At 71.4% G+C, this 19,375-nt stretch carries 24 protein-coding genes, 1 tRNA gene and 1 pseudogene; 19 read left to right on the top strand and 7 right to left on the bottom strand.

From position 1 onward, the window contains the following. Positions 1-19 precede the first annotated feature (19 nt). Both DVR05_RS21730 and sppA read right to left on the bottom strand, forming a co-directional pair. On the bottom strand, positions 20-478 hold the full coding sequence (locus tag DVR05_RS21730; RefSeq protein ID WP_116247777.1) for a flavin reductase family protein: 459 nt from the start codon (positions 476-478) through the stop codon (positions 20-22). Between the two features lie 20 nt (positions 479-498). Next, entirely contained in the window at positions 499-2,226 is a 1,728-nt protein-coding gene (gene sppA / locus DVR05_RS21725; protein ID WP_116247758.1) for a signal peptide peptidase SppA, read from the bottom strand. Between the two features lie 157 nt (positions 2,227-2,383). Between sppA and DVR05_RS21720 the strand changes: the two genes are divergently transcribed. The 4 genes from DVR05_RS21720 to DVR05_RS21705 all read left to right on the top strand — a co-directional run bounded on the left by DVR05_RS21720 (position 2,384) and on the right by DVR05_RS21705 (position 7,526). Beyond that, a complete protein-coding gene (locus DVR05_RS21720) occupies positions 2,384-3,085 on the top strand; it encodes a hypothetical protein (RefSeq protein ID WP_116247757.1) in 702 nt (233 codons plus the stop codon). Between the two features lie 139 nt (positions 3,086-3,224). After that, complete coding sequence (locus DVR05_RS21715; protein ID WP_116247756.1) at positions 3,225-4,547, top strand: pitrilysin family protein; 1,323 nt, start codon at positions 3,225-3,227, stop codon at positions 4,545-4,547. 106 nt (positions 4,548-4,653) lie between these two features. Then, positions 4,654-6,000 (top strand): pitrilysin family protein, encoded by a 1,347-nt coding sequence (locus tag DVR05_RS21710; RefSeq protein ID WP_116247755.1) that lies wholly within the window; start codon positions 4,654-4,656, stop codon positions 5,998-6,000. 347 nt (positions 6,001-6,347) lie between these two features. Next, positions 6,348-7,526, top strand: coding sequence for a serine/threonine-protein kinase (locus DVR05_RS21705; protein ID WP_116247754.1), 1,179 nt, complete (start codon positions 6,348-6,350; stop codon positions 7,524-7,526). Between the two features lie 100 nt (positions 7,527-7,626). On the opposite strand, the gene DVR05_RS21700 is transcribed toward DVR05_RS21705, so the two are convergent. Beyond that, a tRNA-Leu gene (locus DVR05_RS21700) sits at positions 7,627-7,701 on the bottom strand. Positions 7,702-7,765: 64 nt separating this feature from the next. Beyond that, on the bottom strand, positions 7,766-8,248 hold the full coding sequence (locus tag DVR05_RS21695; protein WP_116247776.1) for a peroxiredoxin: 483 nt from the start codon (positions 8,246-8,248) through the stop codon (positions 7,766-7,768). 327 nt (positions 8,249-8,575) lie between these two features. Here DVR05_RS21695 and DVR05_RS21690 point away from each other — a divergent pair, with 327 nt between their 5' ends. Both DVR05_RS21690 and DVR05_RS21685 read left to right on the top strand, forming a co-directional pair. After that, complete coding sequence (locus DVR05_RS21690) at positions 8,576-9,703, top strand: CDP-alcohol phosphatidyltransferase family protein (RefSeq protein ID WP_116247753.1); 1,128 nt, start codon at positions 8,576-8,578, stop codon at positions 9,701-9,703. Between the two features lie 17 nt (positions 9,704-9,720). Then, on the top strand, positions 9,721-10,122 hold the full coding sequence (locus tag DVR05_RS21685) for a DUF3618 domain-containing protein (protein WP_116247752.1): 402 nt from the start codon (positions 9,721-9,723) through the stop codon (positions 10,120-10,122). Between the two features lie 132 nt (positions 10,123-10,254). On the opposite strand, the gene DVR05_RS21680 is transcribed toward DVR05_RS21685, so the two are convergent. Continuing rightward, positions 10,255-11,487 carry an alanine racemase gene (locus DVR05_RS21680; RefSeq protein ID WP_116247751.1) on the bottom strand — a complete coding sequence of 411 codons (1,233 nt, stop codon included), beginning with the start codon at positions 11,485-11,487 and terminating at the stop codon, positions 10,255-10,257. Positions 11,488-11,657: 170 nt separating this feature from the next. On the opposite strand from DVR05_RS21680, the gene purU reads away from it, so the two are divergent. The 11 genes from purU to DVR05_RS21630 all read left to right on the top strand — a co-directional run bounded on the left by purU (position 11,658) and on the right by DVR05_RS21630 (position 17,067). Further along, positions 11,658-12,548, top strand: a complete 891-nt coding sequence (gene purU, locus DVR05_RS21675; protein ID WP_116247750.1) for a formyltetrahydrofolate deformylase — start codon at positions 11,658-11,660, stop codon at positions 12,546-12,548. Between the two features lie 301 nt (positions 12,549-12,849). After that, the gene (locus DVR05_RS21670) at positions 12,850-13,320 is read left to right on the top strand and encodes an Asp23/Gls24 family envelope stress response protein (protein WP_116247749.1); all 471 of its coding nucleotides are present in this window, start codon (positions 12,850-12,852) and stop codon (positions 13,318-13,320) included. A gap of 2 nt (positions 13,321-13,322) precedes the next feature. Further along, positions 13,323-13,640, top strand: coding sequence for a hypothetical protein (locus DVR05_RS21665; protein WP_116247775.1), 318 nt, complete (start codon positions 13,323-13,325; stop codon positions 13,638-13,640). Positions 13,641-13,686: 46 nt separating this feature from the next. Continuing rightward, a complete protein-coding gene (locus tag DVR05_RS27150) occupies positions 13,687-13,860 on the top strand; it encodes a hypothetical protein (protein WP_198659285.1) in 174 nt (57 codons plus the stop codon). A 119-nt stretch (positions 13,861-13,979) separates the two neighbouring features. Continuing rightward, positions 13,980-14,228 (top strand): hypothetical protein, encoded by a 249-nt coding sequence (locus tag DVR05_RS21660; RefSeq protein ID WP_369974567.1) that lies wholly within the window; start codon positions 13,980-13,982, stop codon positions 14,226-14,228. Between the two features lies 1 nt (position 14,229). Beyond that, entirely contained in the window at positions 14,230-14,835 is a 606-nt protein-coding gene (locus tag DVR05_RS21655; protein ID WP_116247748.1) for a DUF6286 domain-containing protein, read from the top strand. Position 14,836: 1 nt separating this feature from the next. Next, positions 14,837-15,427: an alkaline shock response membrane anchor protein AmaP gene (locus tag DVR05_RS21650; protein WP_116247747.1), complete on the top strand. Its 591-nt coding sequence runs from the start codon at positions 14,837-14,839 to the stop codon at positions 15,425-15,427. 72 nt (positions 15,428-15,499) lie between these two features. Continuing rightward, positions 15,500-15,964 carry a hypothetical protein gene (locus tag DVR05_RS21645; protein ID WP_116247746.1) on the top strand — a complete coding sequence of 155 codons (465 nt, stop codon included), beginning with the start codon at positions 15,500-15,502 and terminating at the stop codon, positions 15,962-15,964. 10 nt (positions 15,965-15,974) lie between these two features. Next, positions 15,975-16,223: a hypothetical protein gene (locus DVR05_RS21640; protein ID WP_157982503.1), complete on the top strand. Its 249-nt coding sequence runs from the start codon at positions 15,975-15,977 to the stop codon at positions 16,221-16,223. 238 nt (positions 16,224-16,461) lie between these two features. Then, positions 16,462-16,656, top strand: a complete 195-nt coding sequence (locus tag DVR05_RS21635) for a hypothetical protein (protein WP_116247744.1) — start codon at positions 16,462-16,464, stop codon at positions 16,654-16,656. After that, positions 16,657-17,067, top strand: a complete 411-nt coding sequence (locus tag DVR05_RS21630; RefSeq protein ID WP_116247743.1) for a type II toxin-antitoxin system death-on-curing family toxin — start codon at positions 16,657-16,659, stop codon at positions 17,065-17,067. Positions 17,068-17,075: 8 nt separating this feature from the next. Here DVR05_RS21630 and DVR05_RS21625 read toward each other — a convergent pair. Further along, positions 17,076-17,186, bottom strand: a pseudogene (locus DVR05_RS21625) (hypothetical protein); the annotation flags it as partial. A gap of 115 nt (positions 17,187-17,301) precedes the next feature. On the opposite strand from DVR05_RS21625, the gene DVR05_RS21620 reads away from it, so the two are divergent. Both DVR05_RS21620 and DVR05_RS21615 read left to right on the top strand, forming a co-directional pair. Next, positions 17,302-17,553, top strand: a complete 252-nt coding sequence (locus tag DVR05_RS21620; RefSeq protein WP_157982502.1) for a type II toxin-antitoxin system Phd/YefM family antitoxin — start codon at positions 17,302-17,304, stop codon at positions 17,551-17,553. Then, positions 17,546-17,806 (top strand): type II toxin-antitoxin system RelE/ParE family toxin, encoded by a 261-nt coding sequence (locus DVR05_RS21615; RefSeq protein ID WP_116247741.1) that lies wholly within the window; start codon positions 17,546-17,548, stop codon positions 17,804-17,806. The genes DVR05_RS21620 and DVR05_RS21615 overlap by 8 nt, the downstream gene beginning before the upstream one ends. Before the next feature lie 19 nt (positions 17,807-17,825). Here DVR05_RS21615 and DVR05_RS21610 read toward each other — a convergent pair whose 3' ends face one another. After that, positions 17,826-19,238, bottom strand: a complete 1,413-nt coding sequence (locus DVR05_RS21610) for an L-serine ammonia-lyase (RefSeq protein ID WP_116247740.1) — start codon at positions 19,236-19,238, stop codon at positions 17,826-17,828. Positions 19,239-19,375 lie beyond the last annotated feature (137 nt).

The following is a 19,375-nucleotide window of genomic DNA, read 5'->3' as shown; positions in this document are numbered from 1 at the left end:
CCGCGCCGGGGAGAGACGGTCAGGACAGCGAGTGGTAGCGGCCCGACCACCGGGCCAGCGCCGCACCCGTCCCCCTGACCTCGGGCAGCCCGGTGACGTCGGCGAAGAACACCACGTGGTCGCCGACCGCCACCCGCTGGCGGACGGAGCACTCCAGCGCGGCCAGCGCCTCGTCCAGGACCAGGGCACGCGTGCGCTCGCCCCGGTGGTGCGGCTGCCCGGAGACGAGCAGCCGCGCGCTGGGGCGGCCCTCGGCCGAGAAACGGCCCGCCAGGGCGCGCTGTCCCGCGCCCAGCACGTTCACCGCGAACGCGCCGACCTCCTCGATCACCTCGGCCATGTACCCGTCCGCGTGCACGCTCACCGACACGATCGGCGGGTCCGCGGACACCGACCCGAAGGCGCTGACCGTCGCGCCGACGTCGTCGCGGCCGTCGGCGACGGTCACCACGGTCACACCGGTCGGCAGCAGTGCCATCGCGTCGAGGAACGGTCCGGTCAACGGATCTCCCAACCGTCGGCCATCGACAGCGGCCCGCCCACGGGCAGCCCCATCGCCAGGGCGGCGTTCTCCAGCGCCCCCCACGGGCTGAGCGTGGACTGCGGCTGGGCGGCGGCCAGGTCCTCGCTGGACTCGTGCTGGCGGAACCGGTCGAGCGGATGGGTGCGCGGGAAGGTCCGCAGCGGCAGCGGCCCCGCGTCGGCCTTCTCCCGGGCCAGGCGCACCGCCGTCGCCAGACCGCCCAGCTCGTCCACCAGCCCGCGCTCGTGGGCGTCCCGGCCGGTCCACACCCGGCCCCGGGCCACCTCGTGCACCTGTTCGCGCGTCATGCCGCGCGCCTGGGCGACCTTGCCGACGAAGTCGTCGTAGATCTCGTCCAGCAGCGCGTTCACGCGCTCCCACTCGGACTCGGTGAACGGACGGTCGGTGCCGAACATGCCCGCGTGCTCGGCGCTGCTCACCGAGTCCGTCGTGATCCCGAACCGCTCCATCAGCGCCCCGAACACCGGCTTGCCGGTGATCACGCCGATCGACCCGGTGATCGTGCCCGGCTGGGCGACGACCGCGTCCGCGCCCAGGGTCACGTAGTAGCCGCCCGATCCGGCGACGTCGCCCATGGCGGCGATCACGGGGATGCCGGCCCTGCTGGTCAGCTCGCTCTCGCGGCGGATCGCGTCGGAGGCGGTGGGGGATCCGCCGCGGCTGTCCACCCGGAAGACGACGGCCTTGACCCGCGGGTCGCGCCGCGCGGCGCGGAAGGCGGCCGTCACGGTGTCCGAGCCCATGATCGTTCCCCCGCCCAGCGGGGAACGGCGGGACCGGCCCAGGGTGATCGCCCCGTTCGCGGAGATCAGCGCGATGTACCCGGGGCCCTCGCCCACCGTGGGGCGCGGCACGGGCGTGTGCCTGCGGTGGTAGCGGGCGACGTAGAGCAGCTCGGGGTCGTTCTTTCCCGGGTGTTTTTCGCGAACGCGGGAAAGGAGGTCCTCGTACACCTCGTCGCGGTAGGCCAGCGCGTCGACCAGACCTGCGTCGAGCGCCTCCCGGGGCATGAACGGGCCGCCCGAGACGAGCTCGCGGACCTTGTCCTCGGTCAGTCCGCGCGCCTCGGCGACGGCCTCGGTGATCTGGTCGCTGAGCGAGGAGACGATCCGGTCGGTGGCCTCGCGGTGGGCGTCGGTGAACCCGGTCTCGGTGACCCCGTTGAGGGCGTTCTTGTACTCGTGGCGCTTGCCGACCTCGTAGGTGACGTCGAGCCTGTCGATGGCGCCCTTGACGAAGGTGCCGCGCATGATCAGGCCGGTGAGCCCCAGGACCCCGGTCGGGGACATCACCACGCGGGAGAAGGCGCACGCCAGGTAGTAGGGGAGGTTGCCCGAGCCCAGCTCACCGAAGGAGTCGGCCCAGGCGACAGCGGTCTTGCCCGAGGCCCGGAAGTCGGCGACCGCGTCCCGCAGCTCCTGGGTCCTGGCGAACCCGAGCGGGCGGCCGTCGATGCGCACGATCAGGGCCGCCACCTTGGAGTCGCGCGCGCCCCGCCGGATGCCCTCGACGACGTCGAGGAAGTGCTGCCGGCGGCGGTTCATGATCTGGCTGATCGGGTCCCCCGGGGCCTCGTCGGCGACCCCTTCGGTCAGGTCCAGCTCCAGCACCAGGGGCCCGTGCGGGCCGGGGCGCAGGCGGGAGAGGGACAAGGGCTCCGTGATCTTCGCGAGGTCCACCATGGACCCAGACTAATGGCCGGTGGGCGGAGTTTCCCCCGCTGTCGCGCGGAGCGCATCCCCGTGTTCGGGGGGTCCGGGGGGTGTGCGGGGGCCGTGGCGGGGGCGTTAGGGTTCTGGGTGTTCTGAGCACGGGACGCACGGCTGAGAGGGACGACGCATGGCGGGCACGAGGGACGGGGCCGTCCACGGGCGGTGGTGGCGGGCACCCGCCGCGCGCACCGGTGTGGGAGCGGCTGCGGCCGCGGCGGTGTTGGTGCTCGGCGCCTGTTCCGGCGGCGACGGTGGTGGGGGCGAACCCGAGATGCGGCTGGGCGACAGCGGCCTCATGGCCGCGGTCGACCCCCCGGACACGGGCCCGGAGGGCTTCACCCCGGCGGAGGTCGCGGGGATCGCGATCAACGTGCCGGAGGGGTGGGAGGTGCAGAGCGAGGGCGACTCGCTGTGCATGACTCCGCCCGGGCAGGCCGCGTGCGCCTACGGCTCGGTGCGGCTCGTCGCCCGGGCGGCGGCCAACCACCCCCAGGGCTGGCCGAACGAGGGTGAGGCCTTCAGGGACGAGAACGGGTGGGCCGCCAACACCGACAACTGCCGCAGCCTCAACACGGCCGCCTCGGGCAACATCGGGGTGGAGGGCGCCACACTCACCGTCTCCGACTTCTTCGAGGACCACGCGGACGGTCTGACCTCCCACCACGCGGAATGGGAGGTGCGGTGCGTCAACGGCGAGAACTTCGAGGTGCGCATGTGGTTCCTGCCGATCAGCGACGTCCTGCTCTACGTCTGGTCGGCGGACCCCCAGTACGACGAGGTGTACACCGCCATCGCCGCCTCCATGGACACCACCGGCTACCGGGGCTGAGCCCGACCGGTCCCGCCGCTGCCGCCTTATGTCGGCGGCCGATCCCGCGATGGGTGTCCGGAAGTCCTCCGGAGGCCGTAGGGTCGTAGTCGTCAAGTGACGACAGTTCGGCTACGGCGCGAATCGGGGTGCAGCACTGGTGACCACCAATGGAGCGGCGGGACGTGTGGGTCAGTACACGCTCGACAACGGACTGCGGCTGGTGACCGCACCGGCGTCCACCGGGCGGGTCGCCGCCGTGAACCTCTGGTACGGCGTCGGTTCCCGCCACGAGGTGCCCGGGCGCACCGGGTTCGCGCACCTGTTCGAGCACCTGATGTTCCAGGGCAGCGGCAACGTCGTCAAGGGTGAGCACTTCGAGGTGGTCGAGCGGCTCGGCGGCGACATCAACGCCTCCACCTCCACCGACCGCACCAACTACTACGAGACGGTCCCCGAGCACGCGCTCGACCTCATCCTGTGGCTGGAGGCCGACCGCCTGGCGACCCTGCGCGACGGGATGACCCAGGAGGTCCTGGACAACCAGCGCGACGTCGTCAAGAACGAGCGGCGCCAGCGCTACGACAACCAGCCCTACGGAACGGCCCTGGAGCGCATCCTGCGCCTGGGCTACCCCGAGGGGCACCCGTACCACCACCCGACCATCGGTTCCATGGCGGACCTGGACGCGGCTGACCTCGACTACGTCAAGTCCTTCCACAAGGCGCACTACGGTCCGGACAACTGCGTCCTGACCATCGTCAGCGACCTGGACCCCGAGGACGTCCTGGCCCGCGTCGAGCGCGCCTTCGGCCACATCCCCGCCCGCGACACCGTCCCCGAGGCCCCCGACGCCTCCCTGCCCGCGCCGCTGGGCGGCCCGGTCCGCGACTCGGTCACCGAGACCGTGCCCGCCGCCGGGGTGTTCGCCGGGTACCGCGTCGCCCCCTACGGCACGCGCGACTTCGACGTCATGCACCTGGCCTCGGCCGTGCTCGGCCAGGGCCAGGGCAGCCGCCTGTACCGGTCGCTGGTGGTCGACCGCCCCATCGCCGCCGACGACGGCGGGGCGGCCGCCGACATCCTGCCGTTCCGCTACACCGACAGCCTGCTGCTGGTGAACATGCTCGCCCGCGAGGGCGTCAGCGGTGACGAGCTGGAGACCGCGATGCGCGAGGAGATCGCCAAGCTCGCCACCGGCATCACCGAGGAGGAGTTGGAGCGCGCCCGCGCCGTGCTGGAGCGCGACCACCTCCAGGCGATCTCCAGCCCGGCGGGCCTGGCCGACGCCATCGGCAGCGCCACGCAGCTGCTGGGCGACCCCGAGCTGGTCTTCACCTGGCCCGAGCGTTGGGCCGGCATCACCGTGGAGGAGGTGCGGTCGGCCGTGGAGCGCCTGCTCGTGGACGACAACCTGCTCGTGGTCCGCTTCGATCCCGAGACGGCCGAGGCGTCCCCGGAGCCCGAGCCCGCCGCCTCCTAGGGCGTCGTGTGCCGTGGACGCCGCCCGTCGCGCAGCGGAGCGGGTGTCCGCGGAACACGCCCTCCACAGGCCCCGTTACCGCAAGCCGCAGAAAGAGCCGCAGAGCATGACCCAGAGTCGCCCGGACCTCGGTGCCCCAGCGTCCTACTCGTTCCCCAAACCCCAGCGGATCACCGTCGGGGGCGGCACGGTCGTCGCCGTCGACGTGCCCGGCCAGCAACTGGCCTCCCTCCGCCTCGTGCATCCGCACGGCGGCGCCGCCGAGCCGCTCGACGCCATGGGCGTCAGCGTTCTCACCAGCGAGGTTCTGGAGGACGGCCCCGACGGCAACAGCTCCCTCGCCCCGGCCCTGGAGCGCCACGGCGCCGAGTGGGTCTCCCGGGTCACCTGGGACGCCTTCATCACCGGCCTCGACGTCCCGGCGAACCGCCTGGGCGAGGCGGTCCGCCTGTTCTCCGACGCCGTGCGCCGTCCCGCGCTGGCCGCCGACGACGTCGTCCGCCGCCGCGACCAACTGCTGGAGCGGTTCTGGCTGGAGTGCGCGTCCGCGTCCACGCTGGCCATGCGCAGCCTGGGCGGACAGCTGTTCACCGGGCGCTACGCCACGCCGCTGGCGGGCGGTCCCGTGCGTCTGGCCGACGTCACGCCCGAGACGGTCGCGCGCTTCCACAACGACTTCGTCGCCTCCGTCGCCGGGACGCTCGTGGTCGTCGGCGACCTGCGCGGCGTGGATCTGGAGGCCCTGGGCAAGACCGTGTTCGGGGACGTGGCCTCCGTTCCGGAGCCGACGCTGACCGCGCCCGCCCCGCCGCCCGGGGAGCTGCCCCGGCTGCTCATCGTGGACCGGCCGGGCTCGGTGCAGTCGGCCCTGGTCATCGCGCACCGCTCCCCGGCGCGCTCCCAGGTGGACCTGCCCCGCGCCGAGGGCATCGGCGAGGTGCTCGGCGGGATGTTCACCTCCCGCCTCAACATGGAGCTGCGCGAGCGCCTGGGCTACACCTACGGTGCCGGAGCCCGGTTCGACCTGCGTCGCGACAGCGGGGTCTTCTTCGCGTCCACGCAGGTGGAGGCGGACACCACCGCGCACTCGATCACCTCGTCCCTGGAGCAGTTCGCCAAGCTCCGCGAGTCCGGTGTCACCGAGGAGGAGCTGGCCGCGGTCCGCGAGTCCAACATCGTGGGCCTGCCGGTGAGCTACTCGACCGCGCGCGCCATCGCTGGAGCGCTCGTGGACATCGTCGTGCACGACCTGCCCGACGACCACGTCGACCGCAACCGCGCCGGGTACGAGCGGCTCACCCGGGCCGACCTCGACTCCGCGGCCCTGGAGTACCTGCACCCGGAGGAGGCGGTCGTGGTCGTGGTCGGCGACGCCGAGCGCCTGCGCCAGCCCCTCACCGACATCGATGTGGGCCCGGTCGAGGTGCGCACCCCCGAGTCGCTCTGGTCCTGACCCCGTGTTCGGGCGCGGCGCCCGTCCGGGCGCGGCGCCCGTCCTCGCCCCAGGTCCCGGGCAAGGAACGGTCAAGGAGAGGTAGGTCACCGCATGTGTGCCCGCCCACCGGACATAACGAAAACGAACCTATGTATCAGTGTTCCGGCAACGACCAGCATGGATCCCGGGCGCGACTGATATAACGAGTGATCCGTGCACCTACGTGGTGACAGCGACCGTAATGCTCCGCAGGAGGCCGCCATGACCGGTGAATGGACCCGTGGATAACCTTGTCCTCCCTAGACAACCCCCACACCCAGCGGCCCGAGGCGTCGCCCGACGAGGCGCGCCCGGAGGATGCCAGCATGGCCGAAGCCGAGCCCGAGGGTCGGCTGCTCAAGGGGCGGTACCAGCTGACCTCGGAGATCGCCCGGGGCGGCGTGGGCACCGTGTGGCGCGCCACCGACCTCGTCATCGACCGCGAGGTCGCCGTCAAGGAGCTGCGGCTGCCCGCCGACCTGACCCGGTCCGAACGTGAGTCGCTGTTGCAGCGGACCACGCGTGAGGCCCGTGTCGCCGGTCGCCTCACCCACCCCAGCCTGGTCACGGTCCTGGACGTCGTGGACGAGGACGACCGTCCGTGGATCGTCATGGAGCTGGTGGAGGCCTCCACCCTGGAGGCGATCATCCAGGTGGGCGGTCCGCTGCCCTACCAGCGGGTGGCCGAGATCGGACTCCAGCTGATCGACGCCCTGAAGGTGGCGCACGCCGAGGGCATCGTCCACCGTGACGTCAAGCCCGACAACGTGATGATCAGCGAGTCGGGGCGTGTGGTGCTGACCGACTTCGGTCTGGCCGCGTGGAACGGGGAGTCGGCGCTCAGCGCGTCCGGGCGCATCATCGGTTCGCCCGCCTACATCCCGCCGGAGCGGGCCAAGGCGGGGCCGGTGGGGCCGGAGTCGGACCTGTGGTCCCTGGGCGCCACCCTGTACGCGGCGGTGGAGGGGCATCCGCCCTACGACCGCAAGGGCTACATCAAGATCCTGCGCGGCGAGCAGCTGGACGAGCCCGCGGAGGCGGGCAACGCCGGGCCGCTGGCTCCGGTGCTGGCCGGGCTGCTGCGCGTCGAGCCCAGTGAGCGGCTCACCGCGGAGAACGCCACCAAGATGCTGCGGATCGCGGCGCTGGCCCCGTGGGCGCCCGAGACCAGCCCCGACCGCGCCGCCGACGGCCCCGCCACGCCCGCGGAGCCGCGTCCCGGCGACGGTGAGGGTCCGGAGGCCCACACGTCGGCGCGTGAGCAGGCCCGTGAGCACTTCCGGGCGGGGGCGCACGTGCTGGCCGAGTCCATCAACGAGCGGCTGCGGCACAGCCCCGAGGCAATGAACTCAATCATGACCTCGATCCGCGACTCCACGGACACGCTCGGCCTGACCAGCTCCGGCAAGCACGCCGAGCGCAGCCGTCTGCCGGTGGTGATCGCCGTCGTGCTGGGGATCGTGGTGCTGCTGTCCATCGTGCTGTGGGCGCTGCTGGGCCGCTAGCGGGGCGGGACGCCCGCGGCGGGCCGAAGCGAAGCGGAGCCCGGAACGAACAGAGCCCCGTGGAGGGGTGCTCCCGTCCACGGGGCCGCTGCGGCTCACGTAGGGCCGGCGGGATTCGAACCCGCACTGTACAGCACCTAAAGCTGCCGTCTCCTGCCGGTTGGACTACGGCCCCGTCGGGACAACTGTACCGGTGCTGGGACAGGGTGCTGCGCCGCGGGCGTCGTTCGGGGCGGACCTCAGACGCCGAGTTCGCGCTTGATCCGGTCGACGTGGCCGGTGGCCTTCACGTTGTAGAAGGCCCTGGTGACCTTCCCGTCGGGGCCGACGACGATGGTGGAGCGGATCACGCCCTGCACGAGGCGGCCGTAGTTCTTCTTCTCCCCGTAGGCGCCGTAGGCGCGCAGGGTCTCCTTGTCGGGGTCGCCGAGCAGGGGGAAGGTGAGCCCCTCCTTGTCCCGGAACCTGGCGAGCTTGTCCGTGGTGTCCGGGGAGATGCCCAGCACGGTGAACCCGGCGGAGTCGAAGTCGCGGAGGTTGTCCCGGAAGTCGCAGGACTCCTTGGTGCAGCCGGGCGTCATGGCGGCGGGGTAGAAGTACAGAACGGCGCTCTTGCCGGTCTCGGCCAGGACCTCGCTGAGCGTGACGGGCTTGCCGTCGGCGTCGGTGAGGGTGAAGTCGGGGGCCTGGTCGCCGGGCTCCAGACGGATCGGGTCGCTCACGTGGTGTTCCAATCTGTGGCTGGCGGGGCGGTGCGCCCCGCTGTCCTTCGCCCTCACACTACGGCCCCGGGGCGAGGGCCGCCGCTTCGGAGGCCGCGACCGCCGGCGCGGGCGTCGTTCGGTTGCGATTGCGGTTCGGTTCCTCCGCGACGGCGGTGATCGGCGGTTTCATCGCCTATCGTTGACCGAACCCAGGATTTCGGTCCGGTCCGTCGCGACCCGGACCTGTACGTACACTCGGGCGACACGCCCGCGCTCCGGTAGGCGGCCTCGAAGCCCCACGGGACCGGAACAGACCCGCTTCGCGTTTGGGAGTCATTGCCGACGATGCCCGGATTCACACTCGACGAGGTCAGGACGCGGACCCTCAAACAGCGCGACTCCTGGTGGACGGTCCACCTCATGGATCCGATGGCGATCCGGCTCGTGCGTCTGCTGGCGAACCGGACGTCGGTCACGCCCAACCAGCTGACGGTGCTCGCGCTCTTCCTGGGGCTGGGCGCGGCGGTCTGCTTCGCGCTGGGGTACCGGGAGGCGCTCGCCCTGGGCGCACTGCTGTACTTCCTGTGCTTCCTGGTGGACTGCACCGACGGCAAGCTCGCCCGGCTCACCGACACCGAGTCGCTGTTCGGTTCGTGGATGGACTACGTCTCCGACCGGTTCCGCGTGCTGGTGTGCGCGGTCGCCCTCATGGGCGGCCAGTACGTCGTGGCGACGGAGGGCGACCCGGACTCCGCGCCCGTCGTGTTCGTCTGGCTGGCCCTGGCCGTGGTCTTTCTGGACATGCTGCGGTATCTGAACGCGCTCCAGGTGTACAAGCTGCGCCGGGAGATGCGCTCCCACCTGGCGGGCGCGCTGGAGCGGGCGCGTGCCACACTGTCGATGCTGGAGCCGGGGGAGGACGACGACGGGTCGGGCCTGGCCGGTGAGCGGCGCGGCGGCGCGATGAGCGACGGTGGTGAGCAGGCGGTCCTGCGGCACGGGATCGACGTCCTGGAGCAGATCCTGCGCAGCCAGAACGAGCGGGAGACGCGCAACCACCGGACGGCGGGAAAGCAGCCCGACATGACCCTGCCCAAGGTGGACCTGCACCAGGAGTTCCGGACCCGGTTCCCCTGGTACACGAGGTTCTGGGGGGCGTTGGACGCCCGTCGGGTGCGGACCCACCTGTTCAGCGGGATCGAGTTCCAGATCGCGGTGTTCGTGGTCGCTCCGCTGGCCGTGGCGGTGACCGGGATGCCCGCGGCGATCGGTTGGATCGCCGCGGTGGCGGGCGTTTTGCTGCTCGCGTTCGAGATCGCCATCATCTATAAACTGTGGTTGTCCACGCGGGACTTCTTCCGCGTGGTCGACGGAATCGATGGCGCGCTGAGATTCTCCGGTCCGTCCGACGGCGCGGAGGAGGAGAGCCGGGAGACCGGCTCGGACACGGATTCTCATTCGACCCTGCGCTGATGGAGGAAGGCAACCCAATGACGGGACGCGACACCGAGCCGCGCCAGACCCCCGAGGACGTCCAGGCCGAGATCAACCGCGAACAGCGGCGGTTGGCGCAGACCCTGGACCAGCTGTCCGAGCAGGCCCGCCCGACCAACATCGCGCGGCGGCAGATCAACCGGGTCCGTGAGCACGGCGCCCGGATCGCCGACGAGGCGCGGGCCCTGGTGGCGGGCGGCGGCGCGGTGCGCGTGGAGAGCCACCTGGTCGAACCCGAGGAGGGCAGCGTCCTGCTCCGGGGCGACGAGGAGGTCGTGACCACCTACCAGTCACGGCGCAGGCTTCCCCCCGAGGCGCTGATCCTGGCCGCGGGCGTGGGCACGGCCGTCGCCGTGGGCGTGGTGGCCTGGGTGGTCCGCCGCAGGAGGGCGGCGTAGGGCGTCCGCGCGGCGGTCGCGTTCCCGGCCGCCTCGGTACCCGCGCATGGGCCGAGGCCGAGCGGGGGACCAGGACGCATCCGGGCCCGGACGGTGTCGATCCGTCCGGGCCCTTCCCGTGCCCGGGGAGCGTCAGAGGAAGGTGCGGCCCTCGCCCCGGTAGGTGGGGGTGCTGCCCAGGTACTCACCGGTGTCGCCGTCGATCAGGTGCAGGGCGGCGAAGCGTTCGCACATCTCGCCCGCCTTGGCGTGGCGCATCCACACGCGGTCGCCGATCTCCAGGTCGCGCGCGGCCGCGCCCAGGAGCGGGGTCTGTACCTCGCCCGCGCCCTCGTTGGCGGTATAGGAGAGCCCGGCGGGCAGGTGGGGCAGGGGCGCGCGGTGTCGGTCGGCCGGGCCCGAGGCGGGGTAGCCGCCGCCCAGGACGGTGGCCACGCCGGGGGAGGGGCGGCGGACGACGGGCAGCGCGAACAGGGCGGCGGGGCGGCCGTCGAAGGAGCGGAAGTGGTCGAACAGGTGGGGGTGGTAGAACCCCGATCCCGCGGCGAGTTCGGTGACCGCCCGCTCCCGGCCGGTGGTGTGCAGGCTGCCGGTGCCGCCTCCGTTGACGAAGCGGACGTCGGCGACCTCGCGCACCGCGCTGACGATGGCGGCCCGGCGCCGGGCGAGTTCGACCGCCGAGCGCCGTTGGACGGCGCGCAGCAGGTGGCCGAGGAGGGGTCTGCCGGGAGGGGCGTCGCCGACCCCGGCGATCTGGCCCTCGTAGGCCATGACGCCGTCCAGGAGGAGCTCGGGGCGGCCGACGACGGCGCGGGCGAGGGCGGCGGCCTGTGCCGGGGTGCGGACGGGGGAGCGGTGGGTGCCCACGCGCAGGCCGGGGCCGAGCGGTTGCCAGCTGGTGTCGATGTCCAGACACACGCGGATGGGGGGCGCGTCGGGGCCGCGGTGGTGGGCGGCTCGGGCGACCGCGGCGCTGATGAGGTCCAGGTGGGCGGTGGAGTCCACCATGAGGGTGATGGCGCGGGCGGCGGCCGGGGTGCGGGCGAGCCGGGCGAGGGCGTCGCGGTCGGCGGTGGGGTAGGCGACCAGGATGTCGTCGCTGATCGGGTCCTGTTCCTCGTCGGTGGCCAGCCAGAGCGCCTCGGGGAGGGTGAAGGCCATGATCCCCGCGTAGCCGGGCAGGTCCAGGGCCGTGCGCATCAGGTGGCGGCAGCGGAGGGACTTGCTGACGACGCGGATGGGGCGGCCGTGGGCGCGCCGGGTCAGGGCGGCCGCGTTGGCGCGGAAGGCGGCCAGGTCGACGACGGCGAAGGGGGCCTGGAGTTCGCGTGTGGCCGCCTCGTACTTCTCGCGCGGGTTTGTCATGGTTTGAGGATGCCAGAACATGAATAGTTTTCATATTCCCTGGGGGGGCCGTTCTCGGCCGCGGGTGTGGCCGCCGCGACCCGGCCGAACCCGCGCGCGGTTCGACAGGTGCCGATATCCTGGAGCATCCTGGCTGTTCAGCCGGTCCTATCCCTGGAGTGGTTCTTCCCATGAGTGAGCGCGAGTACGTCCTGACCCTTTCGTGTCCCGACAGCCGGGGCATCGTCGCGGCGGTGGCCAACCTGCTGTCCGACCACGGGTGCAACATCACCGAGAGTCAGCAGTACGGCGACCACTACACGGGACGCTTCTTCCTGCGGATGCAGTTCGTGGCCGAGCGCGGGGAGGACGGCGCCGTGGCCGGGGAGGACTCCCTGCGGGGCGCGTTCGCGGCGCTGGCCGGCGACTTCAGCGACGGGGCCGGCGATCCCGTGGTGGAGTGGAGCCTCCAGGCCCGTGACATCCGCCCGCGCATGATCGTCATGGTCTCCAAGTTCGGGCACTGCCTCAACGACCTGCTCTACCGCCAGCGCAGCGGACTGCTGGACGTGGACATCGCCGCCGTGGTGTCCAACCACCCCGACCTGGAGTTCCTCGCCGACTCCTACGGTGTGGACTTCCACCACCTGCCGGTGAGCGCGGCGACCAAGGGGGAGCAGGAGGCCCGGCTCCTGGAACTGGTCGACTCCTACGACGTGGACCTCATCGTCCTGGCCCGGTACATGCAGGTGCTCACCGAGCAGCTGTGCGCCAAGATGTCCGGCCGGATCATCAACATCCACCACTCCTTCCTGCCGAGCTTCAAGGGCGCGCGCCCCTACCACCAGGCGCATCGGCGCGGGGTGAAGCTGATCGGCGCCACCGCCCACTACGTGACCGCCGATCTCGACGAGGGGCCGATCATCGAGCAGGAGGTGTCCAGGGTCGACCACACCCACAGCCCGGAGCAGCTCACCGCGATCGGTCGGGACCTGGAGTCCGTCGCGCTGGCGCGCGCGGTCAACTGGCACGCCCAGCGCCGTGTCCTGCTGAACGGGGACAAGACGGTCATCTTCGACTGAGCCGTGCGCGGTCCCCCGGCGGCACGCCGGGAGGGAACCGTTTTCGGACGCACAGAGGGGGGTGCCTTCGGGTGCCCCCTCTTTTTGTGCCCAGGGGATTCACGGCGCGGTTTTGGGGCAGGGATGGCACTGACGTTACCTTTCTGACCTGGGAAACCTTACTCAATGTATCTTGTCGACCACGAACAGTGTGTATATGGTGTGTTGAGGTAGATTCCCGTCGACGCGCGGAGCGGAGCCGGTGATCGGGTTTCGGTCAGGCTGCGGGGACGGGTTCGGAGCACACTGCTGAGGGGGACCGGTGTCGGAGACCAAGAGCGAAGCGAAGGTGCCAGGAGCTCGTACCGCGGGCCAGGGCGAGCACGGCGCCGGTGCCGGACACACGCACATCGCCGACGGCGTGGTCGCGAAGATCGCCGGAATGGCCGCGCGGGAGATCGGCGGCGTCCACGCGATGGGCGGCGGCGCGGCGCGTGCGGTCGGGGCCGTACGCGACGCGATGACCCGGGGCAGCGACAGCGGGTCGGTGACCCGCGGGGTCTCGGTCGAGGTGGGGGAGCGCCAGGCCGCCGTCGACATCGACCTCGTCGTCGAGTACGGGGTGGCCATCCAGGACCTGGCCGCCGCGGTGCGCCGCAACGTCACGGCCGCCGTGGAGCGGATGACCGGGCTGGAGGTCACCGAGATCAACATCAGGGTCGACGACATCCACCTGCCCGACGACGGTGACGACGAACAGGGCGGGGGCGGCGACGCGCCCCGAGTCCAGTAGTGGTGGGCGAGGACGCCGGTCCGGAGGAGACCGCCGTGCGCCTGGCCGAGGAGGCGGTCCGCTTCCCGGACGTGGTGGAGCTGTCCCCGGGCGCGTTCGGGACGATCAGCACCCCCGCGCGCGGCGGTTTCGTCCGTGGCGTCGCGGTCCGGCCGGGGACGGTCGAGGTCGGGCTCGTCGTGCGGTTCGGACGACCGATTCCGCGGGTCGTCACCGAGGTGCGGGAGGGTTTGGGCCCGCTCGCCGGCGGACGCGCCGTCCACGTGTTCGTCGAGGACGTGGTCGCGGGGCTCGGAGGGGGCGCGCCGTCCGGTGACTGAGGTCGCCGCGGGCGCTGGAGGCGGTTGGACGCGAGAGGGGGAGGCCATGTGGCCGATCGTGGGGTTGGCGTTCGGGACGGTGCTGGGTCTGGCCGGGGCATTCGGCGGGTTCACGGCCTTCGTCCTGGTGCTGGGTCTGGGGGTCGCCGGATTCGTCGCGGGACGGGCGATGGAGGGCGAGATCGACCTCGCCCAGGTGTTCACGCGGCGCTCGGCGTAGGAGCGCGTGTGGAACGGTTGCGCGAGGGGCGGGTGACGGTCCCGCCGCAGCGGAGTGGACCGGGGTCGCGGGAAGCCGTCGGTCGTGACCCCGGAGGGCGGACGGACATCCCGCCACGCGTGGTCGAGCGGGTCGCGTCCCAGGCGATCCGGGAGGTTCCCGGGGCCGAACCCGCCCGGACGCGGGCGGCCAGGGCCCGGATGAGCGGCGGTGTCGTGCGGTTACGGCTGCGGATCGCGGTGCGCTACCGGGATCCGGTGGTCCAGATCGCCGGACGGGTGCGCTCGCACGTCAGGGAGCGGGTCGAGTGGACCACGGGAGGACGGGTCCACCGCGTCGACATTGAGATCGCGGAGTTGGTGCGCTGACATGACCACCGTGGAAGAGGTCTTGGGCCGTCCCGACCAGGGGGTCGACCGGCGGGCGAAACGTGTGGCGGTCCACACGTTCCGCCCCCGCAGGTCCTGGCCCGCGGTGATCACGGGGGCGGTGATCCTCGTGTTGGCCGTGGTGTCGGCCGCCGAGGTCATCTCGGCCCTGGCCGGCAGCCCGCTGCGGATGATCCCGGTCGGGGCGGCGACGGAGTACGCGGAGACCACGACGTGGTCAGAGCCGTCGGTCCAGATCGCCTCGGCGGTGCTGGCCGCGATCGGGCTGGCCCTGATCGTCGTCGCACTGGCCCCCGGCAACAGCCGGTGGACGGCGCTGCGCACCGACGATCCGGCGCTGGTGGTCGGGCTGACCCGCCCGGCCCTGCGCCGGACGGTGTCGTCGGCGGCACGGGAGGTCAGCGGGGTCGACTCGGTGCACGTGACGTTGCGGGGGCGGCGGATACGGGTTCACGTGCGCACGGGCACACCCGACCGGGAGGGACTGCCGGCCGAGGTGACCGCGGCCGTGGAACGTCGGTTGGAGGAGTTGGCGCCGCTGCGCAGCATACGGATCGTCACGCACGTGCGGTACGCGGAGGACTGACATGGGTCGGGACATGAACCGCCGGTCGGCCAGGGGCAACCGTGTGGGCCTGGTGGTCGTCGGGGCACTGCTGATGGCCCTCGGGTTGGCGGCGCTGGCCGCGGGCCGGGGCGTCCTCGGCCCGGATCTGGCGGAGGAGGCGATCCTCGATGCACGGGTCAGGGAGGCGCTCGGCCAGCGGTGGGTCCCCTACGCCGCGGTCGCGGTGGCCTTCCTCACGGGGTTTTTGGCCCTGCGGTGGCTGTTGGTGCAGGGGATGAACGACACGGTCGGCAGGGTGGTGCTCGACCACGACCCGGACGGGCGCGTGGAGATGAGCGAGAGCGTGGCGCGCGGCGCCCTCGAACAGGAGGTCGCCGAGTATCCCGGGGTGCGCCGGGCGCGGGCGCGGCTGACCGAGTCGGCTGAGGCGCCGCACCTGCGGATCGCGCTCCTGTTGGAGGAGGACGCGGACGTGACGCGGGTGTGGGAGCGGGTGCGCTCGGAGGCGTTGAAACACCTGGGTGAGGCGCTGGACCTGGAGCGGATCCCCACGGTCATTCGGATGTCGGTGGCCGCCCCGGCGCGGAGCCCCCGTCGCAGCCTGGTGTGAGGGGCGCGTAGTCCTCCGGCGCCGGGACGAACGCCGCTGGTGGGAGGCGGGGAGGGGTGGCAGTCTCGGCGCATGGCCGACGATCGCTGCGTCCACGACTTCCTGCCCGGCCAGTGCGGGCTCTGCCGCCCCGCTCCCGCCGGGCTGACCGAACGCGTGATGATCACCCCGGGCGGGACCGTGTTCCACCGTTCGCTGAGCTGCGAGGCGCTGGTCGACGGCCAGCGTAAGGCGGAGCGCATGGGCCTGGAGGTGCACGATCCCCAGGTGGTGCCGTTGGAACGTGTTCGGCACGACCGTCCGCCGTGCGTGCACTGCTTCCCCGACCACGCCCCGGAGGGGACGAAACTCTGCTGGGTTTGGCACGCGGGGGCCTGGTACAAGGGGCTGCTCACACGGTGGCGTGGACGGAACGCGGCGGGTCTGTGGGAGGCCCACGTCGCCTATGTCGTCGAGATCGCCCTTCTGGAGGCCGTGGTCGACGAGCGGCGGCTGCGTCCGCGTGAGCCCGGCCAGGACCGGCCCGGTGTGTTCTAGGGTGGCGTCCGTGCCGGGACAGCGGAGGAGACGCGAACGCGAGGCGGCGCGGAGGCGCGCACGGGAGCGCCGTGAGGGCGAGGGGCGGTGGGCGGTGCTCTTCGAGACCGACGATCCGGAGGTGTTTCGCGCCTACCGGAACGGTGAGGAGGTCGCCCGCCTCGCCGACGACGATCTACGGATCGACGTCCTGTGCGGACGCGGGGAGAACCCCACCTGGTACCGGATCAGCGGGCTCGTGCCGCACGCGGACGGCTGACACCGGACGCCGCTGTGGCCCCGCCCACCTTCCACGTGGTGGCCTGGGACGCCCCCGGCGCTCGATGGCGTTGACGGCGGGGCCGTCGCGCGAGGTCTCCTTGGTGCTTGTCGTGCATGTCGCGGCCGGTGCCGCGCATGGTCCGGATCACCTTGGCGACAACGGTCGACAACGTCTGCGCGGTCACCCCTGACAGGGGTAACCTGGTACCAGGTTAGGTACCAAGTGGGGTGGGAGTATGCCTGCGCTGAACATCGAGTTCTCCGAAGAGGAGATGGAACAGATCCGCCAAGCGGCCGCGGCGGAGTCGACCAGCGTCAAGAAGCTCGCCAAGGAGAGTGTCCTCGACGCGATCCAGCGTCGCAGGGTCATGGAGGCCGCGGCGCGGGTGACCCGCGTCTCCGCTGGGCTGAACCGGAGGCTCGCCCAGTAGATGCCCTCAGACGCCGTCATCTATCTGAACGCATCCCTCATAGTCGAGATCACCACCCTGACCCTGCGTCAGAACGAGCAGGGCGACGCGGTGGTACGGGACTACGGGCTCCTCGAGAGCGCGGCACATCGTCCGCGCTCGTCATCGTTCGGAGTGGAGCACTATCCGGGGCTGTTCGACAAGGCCGCGGCACTCATGCAGTCCCTCGCCCGGAACCACGTGTTCGTCGACGGCAACAAGCGGGCCGCGTGGAACTGCGCAGCCACCTTTCTGGAGGTGAACGGGGCTCCCCTGATCGACCCCGTGGATGAGGATCGTGCGGAGGAGTTCGTTCTCGACGTCGCCACGGGCAAGCTCGACGCCGTCGAGGACATCGCCGCGTCCCTGAGGACCTTCCACACGATTCCGTGAACGACGCGTCAGCGCTCGATGGCGTTGACGGCGGGGCCGTCGCGCGAGGTCTCCTTGTACTTGTCCTGCATGTCGCGGCCGGTGTCGCGCATGGTCCGGATCACCTTGTCCAGCGGCACGGATCCACACGCCGGAACCGTTGGATCAGGCCCTTGGGCGAGGCGGGCTTTCCGTTGAATGGTCTGGTTTGCTTGATTAATTGTGTACACAATGTTCTTTGGCTACACTGCTTGCATGACTGACACAATCTCATCCAGAGAGTTCCGGGCACACCTGGCCGAGGTCATCGATCGTGCGAAGGCCGGTGACACCACGATCGTCACCCGTAACGGCAAGGCGGTGGGAGCGTTCGTTCCCATGGAAGTTCTGGAGAGGGCGAGGCGAAGTGACGAGGAGGAGCTCCGGCGGCTTATCGAGGAGCGCCAGGACTCTCCGACGGTGTCCATGGCCGAGGTGATGGCGGAGACACTGGAGCGCGATGACTAAGTACGTCACGGTCTTCAAGGTCGAGGCCCAGGCCGAGCTTCAAAAGATACCCCGTGATCAAGCCATGTCGATTCTGCGGAAGCTCGCTGAACTCGAAACGGATCCGTTCGCGTTCGGCACCAAGGCCCTCACGGGGATTCCCGGGCACCGGCGGCTCCGTGTCGGTGACTACCGCGTGATCTACACCGTTGATCAGGGACGACTCGTCATCGTGGTCGTTCACGTCGACCATCGGTCAACCGTCTACGACTGACAGGGCGGGTCGTTGGGCCTCAGCACTCGATGACGTTGACGGCGAGGCCGCCGCGCGAGGTCTCCTTGTACTTGTCGTGCATGTCGCGGCCGGTGTCGCGCATGGTCCGGATCACCTTGTCCAGCGACACGAAGTGGCTGCCGTCGCCGCGCAGCGCGATCCGCGCCGCGCTGATCGCCTTGACCGAGGCCAGCGCGTTGCGCTCGATACACGGCACCTGCACCAGGCCGCCGATCGGGTCGCACGTCAGGCCCAGGTTGTGCTCCATCGCGATCTCCGCCGCGTTCTCCACCTGGGCCGGGGTCCCACCCAGCACCTCGGCCAGCCCGGCCGCCGCCATCGACGACGCCGAACCCACCTCGCCCTGGCAGCCGACCTCGGCCCCCGAGATCGAGGCGTTCTGCTTGAACAGGATGCCGATCGCCGCCGCCGTCAGCATGAACCGCACGACGCCCTCGTCACTCGCGCCCGGGCTGAAGTGCAGGTAGTAGTGGAGCACAGCGGGGACGATTCCCGCCGCGCCGTTGGTCGGAGCGGTCACCACCCGGCCCCCGGCCGCGTTCTCCTCGTTGACCGCCAGCGCGTACAGGGTGATCCAGTCGCTGCCGCGCATCGGGTCGGAGTCCACCGAGGTGGGCGGCAGCAGCCCCGAGTCGTCGCACACCCCGCCCAGCTGCCGGTACAGCCGGTGCGCCCGCCGCGGCACCCTCAGCCCGCCCGGCAGGCTCCCCTCGGTCAGCACACCGCGCCGCACACACTGGCGCATCGCGGCCCAGATCGTGAGCAGCTCGGCCCGGATCTCCTCGGTGGTGCGTCCGAACGCCCTCTCGTTGGCGAGCATGATCGCACTGATCGACATCCCCGTCTGCGCGCACAGGTCCAGGAGCTCCTCGGCCGTGGCGAAGGGGTAGGGCTGCACGGTGTCGTCCACGGTGATCCGGTCGGCGCCCGCCGCCCGCTCGTCGACGACGAATCCGCCGCCCACGGAGTAGTACACCTTCGACGCGACCTCGGCGCCGACGGAGTCCATCGCCACGAACCGCATACCGTTCGGGTGGTCCGGCAGGCTCTCCTTACGGCGGAAGTCGACGTCGACCGCCGGGTCGAACGCGACCGTCGGCCCCTCCGGGCCGCCCAGGGACAGCGTCCGTTCCGCCCGGGTCCGCTCCACGAGCGCGGGCACCGCGTCCACGTCCACGTGTTCGGGCGTGTGCCCCATCAGCCCCAGGATCACGGCGGTGTCGCTGCCGTGTCCCTTGCCGGTGAGCGCGAGGGAGCCGTACAGTTCCGCCCGCACGTGCGCCACACCGGACAGTTCGCCACGCGAACGCAGCCCCTCCGCGAAGGTCAGGGCCGCCCGCATCGGGCCGACCGTGTGCGAACTCGACGGTCCGATCCCGATCGTGAACAGATCGAAGACACTGATGGCCATGGCTGTCCTCCTCGTTGAGCACAGGTGTGGCGTGCCCGCGCGGGGCGCAGCGCGCGCCCCGCGCGGTGGGTCCTACAGGTTGGGGTAGAGCGGGTGCTTGTCCGTCAGAGCCCGCACCCGACCCCGCAGGGCCCGGG

This window comes from Nocardiopsis sp. FIRDI 009 (assembly GCF_003386285.1).
In the GTDB taxonomy this organism is placed as follows: Bacteria; Actinomycetota; Actinomycetes; order Streptosporangiales; family Streptosporangiaceae; genus Nocardiopsis.
This window is presented reverse-complemented; position numbering and strand designations above follow the sequence as displayed.